Origin of the sequence: Streptomyces sp. NBC_00258 (genome assembly GCF_036182465.1) — a bacterium.
Taxonomy (GTDB): Bacteria; Actinomycetota; Actinomycetes; order Streptomycetales; family Streptomycetaceae; genus Streptomyces.
Genome location: NZ_CP108081.1, coordinates 3,587,585 through 3,603,445, shown reverse-complemented (window position 1 = coordinate 3,603,445; position 15,861 = coordinate 3,587,585). Strand labels below are relative to the sequence as shown.

At 71.4% G+C, this 15,861-nt stretch carries 14 protein-coding genes; 10 read left to right on the top strand and 4 right to left on the bottom strand.

The window, feature by feature from the left end; translation table 11 throughout:
* Nucleotides 1-178 precede the first annotated feature (178 nt).
* Both OG718_RS16070 and OG718_RS16065 read left to right on the top strand, forming a co-directional pair.
* Nucleotides 179-865 carry a hypothetical protein gene (locus tag OG718_RS16070; protein ID WP_328844452.1) on the top strand — a complete coding sequence of 229 codons (687 nt, stop codon included), beginning with the start codon at nt 179-181 and terminating at the stop codon, nt 863-865.
* Complete coding sequence (locus tag OG718_RS16065) at nt 829-1,551, top strand: DUF1775 domain-containing protein (protein ID WP_143638528.1); 723 nt, start codon at nt 829-831, stop codon at nt 1,549-1,551. The genes OG718_RS16070 and OG718_RS16065 overlap by 37 nt, the downstream gene beginning before the upstream one ends.
* A 41-nt stretch (nt 1,552-1,592) precedes the next feature.
* On the opposite strand, the gene OG718_RS16060 is transcribed toward OG718_RS16065, so the two are convergent.
* The 4 genes from OG718_RS16060 to OG718_RS16045 all read right to left on the bottom strand — a co-directional run bounded on the left by OG718_RS16060 (nt 1,593) and on the right by OG718_RS16045 (nt 6,491).
* Nucleotides 1,593-2,273 carry a response regulator transcription factor gene (locus OG718_RS16060; RefSeq protein WP_143638530.1) on the bottom strand — a complete coding sequence of 227 codons (681 nt, stop codon included), beginning with the start codon at nt 2,271-2,273 and terminating at the stop codon, nt 1,593-1,595.
* Between the two features lie 46 nt (nt 2,274-2,319).
* Nucleotides 2,320-3,501 (bottom strand): sensor histidine kinase, encoded by a 1,182-nt coding sequence (locus OG718_RS16055; RefSeq protein WP_143638532.1) that lies wholly within the window; start codon nt 3,499-3,501, stop codon nt 2,320-2,322.
* Between the two features lie 116 nt (nt 3,502-3,617).
* Entirely contained in the window at nt 3,618-5,828 is a 2,211-nt protein-coding gene (locus tag OG718_RS16050; protein ID WP_328844451.1) for an MMPL family transporter, read from the bottom strand.
* 210 nt (nt 5,829-6,038) lie between these two features.
* The gene (locus OG718_RS16045) at nt 6,039-6,491 is read right to left on the bottom strand and encodes a MarR family winged helix-turn-helix transcriptional regulator (RefSeq protein ID WP_143638536.1); all 453 of its coding nucleotides are present in this window, start codon (nt 6,489-6,491) and stop codon (nt 6,039-6,041) included.
* A gap of 236 nt (nt 6,492-6,727) precedes the next feature.
* Here OG718_RS16045 and OG718_RS16040 point away from each other — a divergent pair, with 236 nt between their 5' ends.
* From OG718_RS16040 to OG718_RS16005, 8 genes are all read left to right on the top strand, one after another.
* Complete coding sequence (locus OG718_RS16040) at nt 6,728-7,270, top strand: MarR family winged helix-turn-helix transcriptional regulator (protein ID WP_143638538.1); 543 nt, start codon at nt 6,728-6,730, stop codon at nt 7,268-7,270.
* A gap of 236 nt (nt 7,271-7,506) precedes the next feature.
* Nucleotides 7,507-8,208 (top strand): response regulator transcription factor, encoded by a 702-nt coding sequence (locus tag OG718_RS16035; protein WP_443055342.1) that lies wholly within the window; start codon nt 7,507-7,509, stop codon nt 8,206-8,208.
* 378 nt (nt 8,209-8,586) lie between these two features.
* Nucleotides 8,587-9,831 (top strand): cytochrome P450, encoded by a 1,245-nt coding sequence (locus tag OG718_RS16030; RefSeq protein ID WP_328844450.1) that lies wholly within the window; start codon nt 8,587-8,589, stop codon nt 9,829-9,831.
* Nucleotides 9,832-9,889: 58 nt separating this feature from the next.
* Nucleotides 9,890-10,087, top strand: a complete 198-nt coding sequence (locus OG718_RS16025) for a ferredoxin (RefSeq protein ID WP_055617289.1) — start codon at nt 9,890-9,892, stop codon at nt 10,085-10,087.
* On the top strand, nt 10,084-11,304 hold the full coding sequence (locus OG718_RS16020; protein WP_328844449.1) for an NAD(P)/FAD-dependent oxidoreductase: 1,221 nt from the start codon (nt 10,084-10,086) through the stop codon (nt 11,302-11,304). Before OG718_RS16025 ends, OG718_RS16020 begins: the two co-directional genes overlap by 4 nt.
* A gap of 58 nt (nt 11,305-11,362) precedes the next feature.
* Nucleotides 11,363-12,205 carry an SDR family oxidoreductase gene (locus tag OG718_RS16015; RefSeq protein ID WP_143638544.1) on the top strand — a complete coding sequence of 281 codons (843 nt, stop codon included), beginning with the start codon at nt 11,363-11,365 and terminating at the stop codon, nt 12,203-12,205.
* A gap of 45 nt (nt 12,206-12,250) precedes the next feature.
* Nucleotides 12,251-14,080 (top strand): flavin-containing monooxygenase, encoded by a 1,830-nt coding sequence (locus OG718_RS16010; protein ID WP_328844448.1) that lies wholly within the window; start codon nt 12,251-12,253, stop codon nt 14,078-14,080.
* A gap of 85 nt (nt 14,081-14,165) precedes the next feature.
* A complete protein-coding gene (locus OG718_RS16005) occupies nt 14,166-15,794 on the top strand; it encodes a hypothetical protein (RefSeq protein ID WP_328844447.1) in 1,629 nt (542 codons plus the stop codon).
* Nucleotides 15,795-15,861 lie beyond the last annotated feature (67 nt).

Genomic DNA, 15,861 nt, shown 5'->3' with positions numbered 1-15,861 from the left:
GCGCGTTCCCCCTTGTGCCACCCCGGGGGAACGGCCCCACCACCTCTGACGTAGACGTATGCGACAAGGTGAACGCGGTGGAGGGTGATGGGCGACCGTGCCAGGTGACCATGTGACGCAGTGCGACGGCCGGAGCCAGGGCTCCCGGCCGAGTCGCGCGGGCGCCCGGGTCCGGGCCATGACGTTCGCCCTCGTCGGCAGTGTGCTCGCCGCCGTCGGCCATCACGCGGTCGAGGGCGGGCAGGTGCCGTGGCGGCTCGTGACCGCCTTCGCCGTCGCTCAGTTCATCGTCGTACGGCCCTTCGCCCGTCGCCGCCCCGGACTGCTCGCGGTCGGCGGATGCACCCTGGCGGCACAGGCCGCGATGCATCTCGCGCTCACGACGGCCGGCGGCCACCGTGCAGGTACGGGACACATGGCCCACGCCGGGCACGACGCGATGACGACGGGCGCAGGCGGACCCCCCTGGCAGCACGCCTCCGAAACGGCCATGACGACCGCGCACGTCGTCGCCGCCCTCGTCGTCGCCTGGCTGCTCCACCGGGCCGACACCGCTGTGACGGCGGCTCTGGCCACCGGCCGTACGCTGCGCGCCGCCGCGGCGGCGGTCATGGCCCGGTTCCTGCCGGGCACGGCCGTCGCCACCACCCAGCGGCCGCTGCCCGTACCGCTCACCGGCTCCTTCGAACTCCCCGCGGGAGCACGGACCCAGACCCTGGAACACGCGCTGGTGCGCAGGGGACCCCCGGGACGGACACCCGTCCCCGTCGTCCCCCTCACCCGGGCCCGGCCTCGGCCCGCCCGGTTCCACCAGCAAGGAGTTCCACCGTGTCCCTGTCCATCAACGGGCGTCGTGTCGCACTGACCGGCGCCGCCGCACTCACGGCCGTCCTCGCGCTCGCCGGTCCCGCCTCGGCGCACACGGAGGTCGAGGCCGACAAGGCGCAGGCCCTCGCCGAGAACGTCACCCTCACCGTCGTCTGTGAGGCGGAGTCCGCCACCGCGGGCTTCCGCGAGGTGCGCGTCGTGCTGCCCGAGGGGATCGCACCGGCCGACGTCACGCTCGAAGAGGCCCCCAAGGGCTGGCAGTTGAAGGCCACCGACGACGGTTACGTCGTGGGCGGCACCCCTCTCAAGACCGGCGTCGACGCCGAGTACAAGGTCAGGATCCGCCAGCTCCCGGACGTCGAGGAAGTGGCGTTCAAGACCATCGACACCTACAGCGACGGGAAGGTCTCGCGCTGGATCGAGCTGCCCAAGGGCGGTGAGGAGCCCGAACAGCCCGCCCCGCTCCTGAAGTTGAAGGCGGCGGCACCGGGCGCGAAGCCGCTCGCTCCCAGCCCGACCGCGAGCCCGACGCCCAGCCCGACCCCGTCGGTCACCGCGACGCCTTCCGAGTCCGGGGCCACCGCGGCCGCGGCCGACGCGACGAAGGACGACGACGGAACGCCCATGAGCCTCGTCGTCGGCGGGGTGGTCGTGGCGGTGCTGGTCCTCGGTGGCGGAGCGTGGTGGCTGACGAACCGCCGCGCTTCCGCATCAGGGAGCTGATCTCACCCGGCCCGTGGGACGCGCACGTCCCACGGGCCGGGTCAGGACGCGGGCGGCGGGGCCTGCACGAGTCCGGACTGGTAGGCGATGACGACCAGTTGGGCCCGGTCGCGGGCGCCCAGCTTCGTCATCGCGCGATGCACGTGCGTACGTACGGTCAGGGGGCTGACGACGAGGCTCTCGGCGATCTCGTCGTTGGACCTGCCCTCGGCTGCCAGCGCCATGACCTGCCGTTCGCGGGAGGTGAGAGTGGCGAGGCGCTCGGGTGTCGCCAGCCGGTCGGCGGGTGCGGGGGCGGCGAGGAAACGGGTGATGAGGGAGCGCGTGGCGAGCGGGGAGAGCAGGGACTCGCCGACGGACACCGTCCGGATGCCGTCGAGGAGCACATCGGCGGTGACGTCCTTGCCGAGGAAGCCGCTCGCGCCGGCGCGCAGGGCCCGGGCCACGTACTCGTCGGTCTCGAAGGTCGTGAGGATGAGGACCCGAGTGCCCGAGAGATCCGGGTCGGCGCAGATCGCGGTGGTGGCGCCCAGACCGTCCGAGCCGGGCATCCGGATGTCCATGAGCACGACGTCGGGGCGGTGTGTGTGGGTGAGTTCGACCGCCTCCTTGCCGTCCGTGGCCTCGCCGACCACCTCCATGTCGTCGCAGGAGTCGATCAGGATCCGGAAGGTCGCTCTCAGCAGGGCTTGGTCGTCGGCGAGCAGGACGCGGATGGTCATCTGATTCGGTTCGCTTCCGGGATCGGGATCGGGGTCGGGGTCGGGGTCAGAGATGGATCGGCAGTTCGCCGGTGACGCTGAAGCCACCCTCGGGGCGGGGGCCCGTGCGGACGCGGCCGCCGACGGACCGGGCACGTTCCCGCATGCCGATGAGGCCGAAGCCGCCGCTGGGGGAGGGCGCCACGGGCGTGTCCCCGGATCCGTCGTCGGTGACCGTGATGGTCAGCCGGTCGTGCGTGTACGTCAGTGTCACCTGCGCCGCCCGCGCGGCCGCGTGTTTGGTGACGTTGGTGAGCGCTTCCTGCACGATCCGGAACGCTGTCAGATCCACGCCCGGTGAGAGTGGCCGCCGTTCGCCCTCGGTGACGATGTCGACCGTCAATCCGGCGGAGGCGAACGCGGTGGCCAGCTCGGTCAGCCGCCCGAGTCCGGGGGCGGGTTCCAGGGGTGCCTCGGAGTCGTCGGGCCGGCGCAACAGGCCGACGGTGGCCTTCAGTTCGCGCAGTGCGGTGGAGGTGGTGCCGACCAGGTCGGCGAGGATCCGCTCCGTCTGTTCGGGGCGGCTGGCCGCGAGGTGTGCGGCGGTGCCGGCCAGGGCGTTGGCCAGCGCCATGTGGTGGGCGACCACGTCGTGCAGTTCGCGGGCGATACGCATGCGTTCCTCGGCGACCCGGTGGCGCGCCTCCTCCTCACGGGTGCGCTCGGCGTGCTCGGCGCGGGACTGCACGGCCTCCAGATAGGCGCTCCGCAGCCGGGAGGCCGTACCCCAGACGATCGGAAGAACCACCCAGGCGGCGGGGCCGATCGTCTTGAGGGCCAGCGGATGGCCGTACGGGTCGAAGAGCGTCGCCGTGGTCACCAGCAGGGCGGTGACGGCGATGCAGTGGACGCGTGCGGTCCTGCGGTCGGTGTGGACGGCCAGCCAGTACAGCGCGGCCATGACCGGTGCCAGCAGCAGCGGGGTGAGCAGATAGCCGGCCGCCCCGGCGGTGTTGCCGCAGATCGCGGTCACCGCGACGACGGTACGGGGGTGGCTCCGGTGCCACAGCAGGGCGACGCAGGCGATGCCGCCCAGCAGCACGCCGAGACCGAGCGATCCGTTCGTCCGGGAGTTCCCTGCCGTGGTGAACGCGCTTCCCAGGGCGACGGCGGCGAAGAGCTGCACGATCACCACCACGTCGACGACGCGGGGGTGGTCCTTGGCGTACCGCTGCCAGCTGGTGATCATCGGACTCTCCGGTGGGAAGTGAGCTGGGGCCATGGTGGGTGACGGCCCGTGCGTACGGCCGACGAGGACCGTCCGTGACGAGCACGGGCGGCCCTCGGGCGCGTACGGGATGCGGGTCAGACGTGGGCCGACTCCCGGTCGTGCGTGCCGACCACGGTGAGGGGCACGGCGGCCTTCCGGTGAAGGGCCTCGCCCTCCACGTCGATGTCGGGCAGCAGCCGGTCCAGCCAACGGGGCATCCACCAGGCGGCCTTGCCCAGCAGGGCCAGGACCGCCGGGACGAACGCCATACGGACGACGAACGCGTCGAACAGGACGGCCACGGCCAGCCCGAAGCCGATCATCTTGATCATGGATTCGCCGGCCCCGATGAAGCCGGAGAACACCGCCATCATGATCAGCGCGGCGGCGACCACGACCCGGGCGCTGTACCGGAAGCCGGTGACCACGGCCTGGCCGGGCCGGTCGCCGTGCACGTACGCCTCCCGCATGCGGGTCACGAGGAAGACCTGGTAGTCCATGGCGAGTCCGAAGACGATACCGACCAGGAAGATCGGCATCATGCTCATGATCGGGCCGGTCGTCTCCAGGCCGAGCAGGTCCGCGCCCCAGCCCCACTGGAAGACGGCGACGACGGTACCGAGGGCCGCGAGCACCGACAGCAGGAACCCGAGCGCTGCTTTGACCGGCACCAGGACGGACCGGAACACGAGCAGCAGGAGCAGGACCGCCAGGCCCACCACGACGATCAGGTAGGGGATCAGTGCGTCCTGCATCTTCTGGGCGACGTCGATGTTCAGTGCCGTGGTCCCCGTGACCTCGAACTCCGCGCCGGTCGAGGCCTCGGTCGCGGGCCGCTCGTCACGGATGGTGTGGACGAGGCCCTTCGTCCGCTCGCTGGTGGGCGAGTCGGCCGGGACCGCGGAGAAGACCGCGGTGTCCCCGGCCGGGTTGAACCGGGCCGGCGAGACGGACACGACTCCCTCCGTGGCGCCGATCTCCTTGGAGATCTTGGCCACGGCGGTCCTCGCGTCCCGGGCGCCCTTGGCGTCCACGACGATGGTCAGCGGCCCGTTGAAGCCGGGGCCGAAGCCGTCGGCGAGCGCGTCGTAGGCACGGCGTTCGGTGGTGGACGTCGGCTTGGCCTCGTCCCCGGACGTGCCCAGCTGCAGGTCCGTCACGGGTATCGCGAGTGCGCCGAGCCCGGCGACGGAGGCCAGCAGGACGGGCACGGGGCGGCGCAGGACGAAGCGGGCCCAGCGGCTGCCGCCGTTGTTCTCGCCGCCCTCCTTGATACGTCCGTTCCTGCGGGCCCTGCGCGAGAGAACGGCGTTGGGCCAGAAGCCGAGGACGGCCGGGACCAGGGTCAGTGCGATGAGCACACCGACGACGACCGCGCCGGCGGCGGCGAGACCCATCTTGGTCAGCATCGGGACACCGACCACCGAGAGCCCGGCCAGCGCGATGACGACGGTGAGCCCGGCGAAGACGACGGCGGATCCGGCGGTGCCGGCGGCCAGGCCCGCCGCCTCCTCGGGACGGTGTCCGTTGGCCCGCTCCTCGCGGTAGCGGGAGACGACGAACATCGCGTAGTCGATGCCCACCGCGAGGCCGAGCATCGTGGCCAGCGTCCCCGTCGACGAGGACAGTCCGAACGCGTCGGACAGCGCCATGATCGACGCCATGCTGACACCGACGCCCAGGACGGCGGTGAGGAGCGGAAGGCCGGCGGCGGCCAGCGACCCGAAGGTCATCATCAGTACGACGGCCGCGATCGAGACACCGATGATCTCCGCCGTACCGCCGGCCGACGGCTGGGTGGCCAGCGCGGAGCCGCCCACCTCGACGGTCAGCCCCGCGTCACGGGCCTGTTCGACGGCTTTCTCCAGGTGGTTCTTGCTGGCGTCGGTGAGGTCGTCGGCCTTCACCTCGTAGGTGACGGTGGCGTACGCGGTCGTCGCGTCCTTGCTCACCGCCTCGGCCCGGAAGGGGTTCACGGCACCGGCGACCTGCGAACCGTCGCCGGCCCGCTCGACGAACGCGTCGATGGTCCTCCGGTTGTCGGCGGCCGTGATCTTCTGCCCGCCGTCCGCGATGAAGACGACCCGCGCGTTCGCCCCGTCGGCCGTGGCCCCGGGGAAGCGCTGGTCCATCAGGTCGAACGCCTTCTGGGACTCGATGCCGGGCATGGACGACCCCGCGTCGGGTGCCTCGGGCGCCTTGGCGGCGGCGAAGCCGACCGCGGCCAGCACCGCGACCCACAGGAACGTCACTAGCCAACGCCGTCGGAAGGTCAGACGGCCCAGTCGATAGAGAAAAGCAGCCACGGGACGGAGGTCTCCACATCTGGTCTCGGGTACGTCCCAAGGCTCCCGGGCAGTGGCCGCCACGTCGTCGTGCGCCTGCCGACACTCTCCCGTACTGAGAACGCAGTACGCCCGGGCCCGGCACGTCCACCGAGGGCACGAGGGGGCACGCCACGGTCAGCATCGAGGCGTACGGGGAGCGGGGCCTCGCGGTCTCGGAGGTTCCCGCGGTCAGGGGCGGGGCCAGGGCCGCTCGTCGAGGTTCTCGATGTCCGTGTTGAACCGCTTGAGGTACCCGGCGAAGGTGGCGACCTCCTCGGGGTCCCAGTCGGCCATCACCTTCTCCAGCCCCTGGATGGCCTCCGCGCGATGCGTGTCGAGTCGGTGCTCGCCCTCGTCCGTGATGCGGAACTTGCGGGCCATGCCCCCCTCGGGATCCGGAATGCGCTCGACGAGCCCGCCGCGCAGCATCGCGGCGGTCTGCCGGTTGAGCGTCGAGGCGTCAAGACCGAAGGCGTCGCTGAGCTGCCCGATGGACATCGGGCCCTCCATACGGATGCGGCTCAGCAGGATGTAGGCGCTGCGCTCGAGGCGGCCGCCGGTCCGGGCCCTGGGCGAGTTCAGATAGAGGTGCCGCCCGAGCAGCATCGCCTCGAACTCGATCAAGTGCGTGGGCTTGTCCATGCCGCCGGTCCTTCCCCAGATCTCGACTCCCGCCCCGAAACCTGAGCCTGGGCCGGATGTCAGGGCAGGAGCCATGACATCAAATATGCACCACGCACCTAATGTGTACGATGCATGCCCCCCTCGGCCGCGTCGGTGATGTGCGGGAATGTTCGCGAGAGCGGCGGCCTGCTCGGGTGGAGCGATCCCATTCAGAACTTACTTGAGTCAGGCAAGCATCTGCTAAGGTGGGCTCCATGCCCACGCCATCACCCGCGCACACCCCCGACCCCCTGTCCGGAGCCGCGTCCGCACCCGTCTCCGATGAGGTGACCGAGATCGAGCGAGCCCTCAACCGCATCGTCTATCTGACCGGTCGGGTCAGGCAGCACGACCGCCTCATGGCCCTGGCCGGGGTGTCGCTGGACCGGGCCGCGGTGGCGCTGCTGCGGCAGATCGCCGATTCGGAGCCCATGCGCCCCGGCGAGCTGGCGGCACGGCTGGCCGTGGAGGCGTCGCACGTCACCCGGCAGGTGCAGCAACTGGAGAAGGGCGGTTACGTGACCCGGGTCCCGGACCCGGACGACCGCCGTGCCCAGCGCATCCAGCTCACCCCCGTCGGCCAGGAGGCGATCGACCGCATCCGCATCGCGAGTTGCCGGGGCATGGAACTCGCGCTGTCCCACTGGAAGCCGGAGGAACTGCGGCAACTCTCCACGCTGTTCCATCGGATGGTCGACGACTTCCTGGACACCGAGGTCACGCTGGAGGGCGAGGACGCCTCGCCGCGCCGGGCCTGACCTGGCCGGTCAGGCCCGGTCGACGGCATGGCCGGCTCGCGCTCTCGTCGCCGGAGTCCCGGGGTGCGAGGGTTTCCCCCGTGCCGTTCGGCGCGACCACCGTTCGTGCGCGACGCGTGAGCCCGGCACGAGGTGGTGTCGCCGCCCGCCTCCTACTCGTGAACGAGGTGCATGCGATGGACGGGACGGACGGGGTGGACCGGGTGCACGGAATGGACGGCGTCGGTGTCGGCGGGGTGCGCGGGAGTGGCACAGAGGTGTCCGCGCCCGCCCGTGGGAACGGGCAGCACGTCCTGGTCGTCGTCCATGACTCCGCGATCGCCGAACTGCTCACGACCACACTGGAGTTGGCGGACTACCGGGTGACCGGCGCCCGTACCGGGGTCCAGGGCATGGCGCGGCTCGCCGAGCACCGTTTCGACCTCGTGGTCATGGACGTGTCGGTCCCGGACATCGAAGAGCTGGGTGAGGGGCGCCGCTTCCGGCCGGCCGACCGGCCCCCGGTGCTCTTCCTCGCCGAGTACGAGAAGCTGAGCCTCCTCGTTCCCGAACTGGGCCTGGGCGAATCGGACTACGTCACCGTGCCGTTCCGGATCTCCGAAGTGCTCACCAGGGCCCACGTGTTACTGCGCGGCCGCAGCCCGGTGCGGCAGGGGCCGCGCTACGGCGACCTCGTCCTCGACGACGACACCTGTCAGGCCCGGCGCGGCCGACGGGCCCTCGACCTCACCCCGGCGGAGTACCGGCTGCTGCGCCATCTGCTCGTCAACGCGGAGCGGGTGCTGTCGAAGGAGCAGATCTGCCGGCACGTCTGGGGCGAGACCCGGGCCGGCAACGCGATCGAGAAACTCGTCTCCCGCCTGCGTCACAAGGTGGACCAGGAGCAGCCCCCGCTGATCCACACGCGCCGGGGCTTCGGCTATCGGCTCGGCCGCTGAACCTGGCACCGCCCGCGCCTTCGTCTCCCCGAACCCTGCACCCCGTACCCCGCCGCACCCCCAAGTCCCGCGGACCATCGGCTCCCCACGTCTCCAACTCCCTCACCTCCACGCCCTTGTGGCCCTCCAGCTCGGCGGCCGTGCGCTTCTCGCACCGGCCGCCTCGTCGTGTCCGCGGGGCGCGGTCGCGACGTGAGGTGGCGCGAATGTGTTCCCAGGTGGCCGACCTCCTACGGTCGAATATGTGATCCGGGTCACGTCAGCTTCATGTCAGGCAACTGACCGGAAGCCGTCAGTCCGCTCCGCTTGCATGTGGTCCCAGAGGTCTCCACCCCTTCCCCGTTCTCCGCCCCGGCGGAGCCCCCACCGAGGAGTCAGATGGCCGAGACACTGGCCGGAGCCGCGTCCGACGCAGCCGAGGCGATGCCCGAGTTCCCGATGCCGAGGGCGGCCGGCTGCCCGTTCGCCCCGCCGCCGGCCGTGGAGGAGCTGCGCGAGCAGAGCCCGATCAGCAAGGTCCGGATCTGGGACGGCAGTACGCCCTGGATGATCACCGGGCACGCCCTGCAGAGGGCCCTGCTGACCGACCCCCGCGTCAGCGCCAACGACAAGAGCCCCGGCAGCTTCCCGTTCGTGACCGCGTACCGGCAGCAGATCGCCGAGTACACCCCGGAGCTCATCGTCAACACGGACGCCCCCGAGCACACCCGGCTGCGCCGGATGGTCAACGGGCCGTTCATCGTCAAGCGGATCGAGGCCATGCGGGCCCCGATCCAGAAGATCGTCGACGCTCTGATCGACGACATGCTGGCCGGGCCGAACCCGGCCGACCTCCTGACGGCGCTCGCGCTGCCCGTGCCCTCGCTGGTGATCAGCGAACTGCTCGGAGTGCCCTACGCGGACCACGAGTTCTTCCAGGAGAACAGCAGCCTCGCGCTCGACCGGGCCGCCGCGCCCGAGGACTCGCGGGCGGCGAGCAACGCGCTCTCCGCCTACCTCGACGACCTGCTCGGCAAGAAGCTCACCGACCCCGGTGACGACGTGCTGTCCGAGATGGCGGGGCGGGTCACGGCCGGCGAGATGAGCCGGAGCGAGGCCGTCCACATGGGCGTGGCGATGCTCATCGCCGGCCACGAGACCACCGCCACGATGATCAGCCTCGGCACGCTGGTCCTGCTGGAGAACCCCGAACAACTAGCCCTGGTGCGCGACTCCGAGGACCCGAAGGTCGTCGCCGGCGCGGTGGAGGAGCTGCTGCGCTATCTGAGCATCGTCCAGGTCGGTCTGCGCCGCGTCGCCACCGAGGACATCGAGATCGGCGGCCAGGTCATCCGCGCGGGCGACGGCCTGATCGTGGATCTGCACGCCGCCAACTGGGACCCCGAGGCGTTCCCCGGCGCCGACCAGGTGGACGTCACCCGGCCCGCGCGTCAGCACCACGCGTTCGGCTACGGCCCCCACCAGTGCCTGGGCCAGTCCCTGGCCCGCCTGGAACTCCAGGTCGTCTACGGCACCCTCTACCGGCGCGTCCCCACGCTGCGCCTGGCGGCCAGGGTCGAGGACCTCGAGTTCGACCACGACGGCACCACGTACGGCGTCGCCTCCCTGCCCGTCACCTGGTGACCGGATCCCACCGGTGAACGCAGTGGGCGAACGTACCGAAGGAGCAAGGAAGAAGACCATGCGTGTGGAACTGGACGAACCGAAGTGTGTGGCGGCGGGTCAGTGCGTGATGGCCTCCCCGGAGGTCTTCGACCAGCGTGACGACGACGGGGTGGCGATCCTGCTGGAGGAACAGCCCGCCGACGAACTCCTCGACGGGGTGCGCGAAGCCGTGGCGATCTGCCCGGCGGCGGCGATCCGGCTGGTCGACCAGTGAGGCGGATTCTCGTCGTGGGTGCCTCGGCGGCCGGACTCTCGGCCGCCGAGACGCTGCGCCGGGAGGGGTACGACGGCACGCTCACCCTGGTCGGTGACGAGCCGCACACGCCGTACGACCGGCCGCCGTTGTCCAAGCAGATCCTGGCGTCCGAGTGGGAGCGCGACCGGCTGACGCTGCGCTCGACCGGCGAACTGGACGCCCTGAAGCTGGACTTGAGACTCGGCACCGCTGCGACGGGCCTCGACCTCGACGGGCGTGCGGTGCTGCTGGCCGACGGCACGCGGGTGGCGTACGACGGGCTGATCGTGGCCACCGGAGTGCGTCCGCGACGGCTGCCCGGTGACGGGCACGCGCATGTGCTGCGCACCCTGGACGACGCGCTCGCGCTGCGGGACCGGCTGAGGGAGGGGCGGCGTCTCGTGGTCGTCGGCGCCGGGTTCCTGGGCGCCGAGGCCGCCGCCGTGGCCCGGGGTCTCGGCGCCGAGGTCACCCTTCTGGAACCGGCGCCCGTACCGCTCGGCCACGCCGTCGGCGACGAGGTCGGGCGGGTGCTGTCGGCCGCCCACCTGGAGCACGGGGTGGACCTGCGCACCGGGGTCACCGTCCGCGAGGTGACCGAGGGCGGCGTACTGCTGGCCGGCGGTGAACTGGTCGAGGGCGACGAGGTGTTGGTGGCCGTCGGCTCGCTGCCGAACACCGAGTGGCTGGCGGACAGCGGCCTCACGATGGGCGACGGCCTGGTCTGCGACGAGTACTGCGAGGCGGTCCGGGAGTCCCCCGGGCCGATGAAGTCCCATGGGTCGACGGCCGGGGGCGTGTACGCGGCCGGTGACGTCGCCCGCTGGCACAACCCGCTGTTCGGGGTGTCGATGCGTATCGAGCACCGCACGAACGCCGCCGAGCAGGGCATGGCCGCCGCGCGGAACCTCCTGCACCCGCAGGCGCGCAAGCCGTTCGCGCCGGTGCCGTACTTCTGGTCGGACCAGTACGGCATGAAGGTCCAGGCGTTCGGCCATCTGCGCGGGCACGACGAAGTCGCCGTGTTCGAGGGGGACTTGGCCGAGCGCCGGTTCCTGGTCGCCTACCGCAGGGGCGACCACCTGACCGGGGTGCTCGCGGTCGGTATGCCGCCGAAGGCGATCCGCGGCTGGCGGCAGGCCGTCGCCGCGCGCTCCACCTGGCGCGACGCCGTACCGGCCACTGGCGTGTTGTAACCCTCGCGCTCAACCGGGCGCGGGGACAGGGTGGTTCAACCGATCAGGGAGGTTGTTCATGGTCGACCGTCCGAACGAGGAGCGTCGTGACGTGGTCGTGGTCACGGGGGCGGGAGGGATGGGCCTCGCGGTCGCGCGCCGGCTGGGCAACGGGCGGAGCCTGCTCCTCGCCGACGCGTCGGCCCAGGGGCTCGACCGGGCCGTCGCCGCGCTCACCGACGAGGGCTACGCGGTGCGGGGCATGGTGACCGACGTGTCCGACAGCGGGGCCGTGCACGAACTCGCGGAGGCGGCGGCCGCGCAGGGCCGGGTGGCCGCCGTCGTGCACACCGCGGGAGTCTCGCCCGCGACCGGGCCGGCGAAGACGATCGTCGAGGTCAACCTGCTCGGCACGGCCCATGTCATCGACGCGTTCGAGACGGTCGCCACCCGCGGTACGTCCCTGGTGGTGATCTCCAGCATGGCCGGTCATGTCGCGTCCCTGAGCCGGGAGGAGGAGGCGGCCCTCGCGACGGCCCCCATCGAGGACCTCCTCGGCCTCGACGTCGTCACCGCCATCGGCGACGACGCGCAGACCGCGTACATCGTGACCAAGCGGGCCAACCACGTACGGGTGCAGGCCGCCGCGCTCGCCTGGAACCTGCGGGGCGCCCGGGTGAACAGCGTCAGCCCGGGCGTCATCGCCACCGCGATGTCCCGGGCTGAGGCCGCGTCGCCGTCAGGGGCGCACATGACGCAGATGCTGGAAGCGAGCGGATCGGGCCGCGTCGGGACGCCCGGGGAGATCGCCGACGCCGTGGCGTTCCTGACCGGCCCCGAATCGTCGTACATCACCGGGACCGACCTTCTCGTCGACGGCGGACAGGCCGCCTGGCTCCGCCTCCACTTCCGTCCGCAGTAGCGACCCGGCGGCGACCGCACCCCCTCAACAGCAGAAGGGACACGCATGACCACCCCCCACACCCCGTCCGCCGCGCCCGACTTCGACCCTCAGGAGCTCGGGTTCGACCCGGAGGCCCTGCGTGCGCGCTACCGGGCCGAGCGCGACCGCCGGATCCGCCCCGACGGCAACGCGCAATACCACCGCGTCGCCGGTGAGTTCGGCTACTACGCCGACGATCCGTACGTGGAGGAGCCGGAGTTCAGCAGAGAGCCGCTGACCGACCGGGTGGAAGTGGTGGTCATCGGCGGCGGGTTCGGCGGGCTGCTGGCCGGGGCGCGCCTGCGGCAGGCGGGGGTGCGGGGCATCCGGGTCATCGAGCAGGCCGGGGACTTCGGCGGGACCTGGTACTGGAACCGGTATCCGGGAATCCACTGCGACATCGAGTCGTACGTCTACATGCCGCTCCTCGAAGAGATCGGCTATGTCCCGCAGTGGAAGTACGCGCCAGGCGAGGAGATCCGGCAGCACGCGCGGGCGATCGGACGGCACTTCGGCCTGTACGAGGACGCCTGCTTCCGGACCCTGGCGACCGAACTCCGCTGGGACGACACCGAGTTGGAGTGGATCGTCACCACCGACCGCGGCGACCGGATGCGGGCGCGCTTCGTGGTGGTCTCCAGCGGCACGCTCAGCCAGGCGAAACTCCCCGGCATCCCCGGCATCGAGAACTTCAAGGGCCACACCTTCCACACCAGCCGCTGGGACTACGCGTACACCGGCGGCGACGCGAACGGAAACCTGCACCGGCTCGCCGACAAGCACGTGGCCGTGATCGGCACCGGAGCGACCGCCATCCAGGTCGTGCCGCACCTCGGCCGCGACGCCGAGCGGCTGTACGTGTTCCAGCGCACGCCCTCCTCGGTCGACGTACGCGGCCAGCGCCCCACGGACCCGGGATGGGCACAGGCGCTGGAACCGGGCTGGCAGCGGCGCCGCAGGGACAACTTCCTCAGGACCGTCACCGGGAGCCACGCGGACGAGGACCTGGTGAACGACGGCTGGACCAGCAGCGCCCGGCTGCTGCAGAACCTCATCCCGACCAACAACTACGCGGACCTCCCGCAGGCCGAACGCGACCGCGTGAACGAACTCGCCGACTTCCAGAAGATGAACGAGATCCGCGACCGCGTGAACACCGTCGTCGAGGACCCCTCCACGGCCGAGGCGCTCAAGCCCTGGTACCGCTACATGTGCAAGCGGCCCACGTTCAGCGACCACTACCTGGACACGTTCAACCGGCCCAACGTGACGCTGGTCGACACGGCCGACCACGGGGGCGTCGAGCGCATCACCGAGGACGCCGTCGTGGTCGGCGGTGCCGAGTACGAGGTCGACTGCGTCATCTTCGCCACCGGCTTCGAGGTGGGCGTCTCGGGGATCCTGTCCGGCCGGCTCCCCGTGTACGGAAGGGACGGCGCCTCACTGCCGGGGGCCTGGATGAAGGGCGGCCCGAAGACGCTCCACGGCTTCTACAGCCACGGTTTCCCGAACCTCTTCCAGCTCGGCCCCCTGCAGAACGCCAGCGCCGTGAACTACGTCCACATCCTCGACGAACAGGCCGGCCATGTCGCCGAAGTGGTCGCCGAGGCGCGGGGGCGCCGCGCCCGTTACGTGGAGCCGTCCCCCGAGGCCCAGGACGCCTGGGTCGCGACGATCCGTCAGAAGGCCGCGGACCTCTACAAGTTCCAGGCCGAGTGCACCCCCGGCTACTACAACAACGAGGGCATGCCCCGAAAGCGCAGCGAGTCGTACGGCGACGGACCCGTCGCGTTCCACGAACTGCTCAGGCGCTGGCGCGCGGACGGCGGTATGAACGACGTCATCGTCGAGTGATCCGCCCGGGGTGTCGGCGCAGGGGCGCGCCGACACCCCGACCGCGTGAGCGACCATCACCGAACCCAGGGACGGGGAAGTGACGATGAGGCCCAGCCGATACGACGACACAGGCAACACGCGGCCCACGAGCAGCCGTTGGGACCTGCGCAGACTCAACCCGCCCAACCGGCTGTGGGGTTCGAACGGCGTCACCTTCGGACCCGACGGGCGGCTGTACGTGGCACAGTTCCTCGCCGGGCAGATCAGCGCCGTCGACACGGCCTCGGGGGACGTCGACGTGGTGGTGCCGCTCGACGGTCCGGTGCAGGCGCCCGACGACCTCGCCTTCGGGGCGGACGGTTCCATGTACATCGCCGACCTGACACCGGGGCGGGTCTGGCGGCGCAGCCCCGAGGGCGCGTACAGCCTCGTCTCCGACCAGGTTCAGGTGCCCAACGGCATCACCTGTGTCGGAGACCGGCTCTTCGTCAACGAGATGAGGATGAACGGCCGCCTGCTGGAGCTGTTCCCGGACGGCGGCGACCCGGTGGTGCTGACCGACGGGCTGGCCCTCGGCAACGCGATGCAGCTCGGCCCGGACGGCTGTCTGTACTACCCGCACATGATCGGCAACCAGGTCTGGCGGATCCCGCCGGACGGCGGCACACCCGAACTGTTCGCCGAGGAGGTGGACGACCCGGTCGCGGTCCGGTTCGACAAGGGCGGCGTCCTGGTCGTCCTGTCGCGGGGTCCGGCCGGCATCGTGACCCGCATCGATCTCGCCACCGGGGCGCGTTCGGTGGTCGTCAGCGGTGTCCTCGGGCTGGACAACGCGGCCTTCGACGCGGAGAACCGCATGTTCGTCTCCAGCTTCGGCAGCGGCGGCGTCACGGAGATGCGCGAGGACGGCCGCACCCGGGAGATCGTTCCCCGAGGGCTCAGCGGCCCCTTCGGGGTGACCGTCGACCTCCGCGGCACGGTCTACGCGGCGGACCACTACCGCCTGGCGAGCCCCGGCGACTCCGGGGAGCACGACTCCAGCGGCGTGATCACCCACGAACTCCAGACGTTCGTCCACGGCATCACCGCGGACGACGGGCTTCTCCACTTCGCCTCCGAGTACGGCGACGTCCGTACGTACGATCCCGTCCGCAGGACCACGCGGGTACGGGTGCGAGGGCTGAACGAGCCCACCGGAATCGAGCGCGCGCCGGACGGAGCCCTCGTCGTGGCCGAGTCGGGCGCCGGACGTGTCGTACGGATCGACGGACGGGTCGACGGCACGGACACCGTCACCGTGCTCGCGGAAGGGCTCCGGCACCCCGTGGACGTCGCCTTCGACGCCGAGGGGCGCTGCTATGTCAGCGACGACGGACTCGGGGCGGTGCTCCGGATCGACGACGGCGAGACGGTGACCGTCGCGGACGGCCTCGGCGCGCCGCAGGGGCTGGCCGTCCGCGGGGACGAACTGTTCACGGTGGACACCGAGCACCGGTGTCTGGGGGCGGTGTCCCTCACGACGGGGGAGACCCGGGTCGACGCCGAGAACCTCGCGGTCGGCCTGCCCCCGGGGATCACCCGTACCGAACCCGCCCTGTTCGCCGAGGGAATGCCCGGCTCCCCGCACGCGTTCGCGGGCCTGGCCGCGGCCCCGGACGGCTCCCTCCTCCTCTCGGCGAACGGCGAGGGAAGCATCCTGCACCTGTCGGCACGCGCGCCTTCGGAAGAATGAGGGGCCCGGCGCCCCGATAGGGGCGCGGGGCTGTGACATTTGCGGCTCCGCCGCGGGGCGCGACCAG

Coding starts and splice junctions, on each gene's coding strand:
- OG718_RS16030 (WP_328844450.1), top strand. CDS start 8,587: ATGGCCGAGACACTGGCCGGAGCCGCGTCCGACGCAGCCGAGGCGATG.
- OG718_RS16070 (WP_328844452.1), top strand. CDS start 179: ATGACGTTCGCCCTCGTCGGCAGTGTGCTCGCCGCCGTCGGCCATCAC.
- OG718_RS16040 (WP_143638538.1), top strand. CDS start 6,728: ATGCCCACGCCATCACCCGCGCACACCCCCGACCCCCTGTCCGGAGCC.
- OG718_RS16015 (WP_143638544.1), top strand. CDS start 11,363: ATGGTCGACCGTCCGAACGAGGAGCGTCGTGACGTGGTCGTGGTCACG.
- OG718_RS16045 (WP_143638536.1), bottom strand. CDS start 6,491: ATGGACAAGCCCACGCACTTGATCGAGTTCGAGGCGATGCTGCTCGGG.
- OG718_RS16005 (WP_328844447.1), top strand. CDS start 14,166: ATGAGGCCCAGCCGATACGACGACACAGGCAACACGCGGCCCACGAGC.
- OG718_RS16055 (WP_143638532.1), bottom strand. CDS start 3,501: ATGATCACCAGCTGGCAGCGGTACGCCAAGGACCACCCCCGCGTCGTC.
- OG718_RS16010 (WP_328844448.1), top strand. CDS start 12,251: ATGACCACCCCCCACACCCCGTCCGCCGCGCCCGACTTCGACCCTCAG.
- OG718_RS16060 (WP_143638530.1), bottom strand. CDS start 2,273: ATGACCATCCGCGTCCTGCTCGCCGACGACCAAGCCCTGCTGAGAGCG.
- OG718_RS16025 (WP_055617289.1), top strand. CDS start 9,890: ATGCGTGTGGAACTGGACGAACCGAAGTGTGTGGCGGCGGGTCAGTGC.